Origin of the sequence: Paraburkholderia sp. SIMBA_053, from assembly GCF_046534895.1 — a bacterium.
GTDB classification, from domain to species: Bacteria; Pseudomonadota; Gammaproteobacteria; order Burkholderiales; family Burkholderiaceae; genus Paraburkholderia; species Paraburkholderia caledonica.
The window spans coordinates 1-243 of the sequence record NZ_JAWRXU010001497.1 but is presented as its reverse complement, the minus strand read 5'-3'; the positions used below and the strand labels follow the sequence as shown (position 1 = coordinate 243).

Annotated in this window: 1 protein-coding gene; it reads right to left on the bottom strand. The window is 67.1% G+C overall.

Features of this window, described 5'->3' with window-relative positions:
• Nucleotides 1-41: 41 nt before the first annotated feature.
• The coding region (bamE, locus tag SB753_RS40580) for an outer membrane protein assembly factor BamE (RefSeq protein WP_410805615.1) at nucleotides 42-243 on the bottom strand (202 nt) is incomplete at its 5' end.

Here is a 243-nt window from a genome sequence, read left to right as displayed (position 1 = left end):
CGGCGACGCCGGGCCGGGCCCTCGAAGGGCCTCAACCGCGCTTAGCGGCCGCGCTGGTTCTTCTTGTCCTTGGCCAGGTTGCGGCCGAACTGCTTCGGCGCGGCCTTGGCCAGCTGCTCGTCCTGGTCCTGGAAGTAGTCACCTTCCCAGCGCACGACCTGGTCGTTCTCGAAGTAGACCGTGAAGTTGCGCTTCTCCACCTGGGCCAGGCGGTTGGTGCGCTCGGTCGAGGTGTAGTCCCAG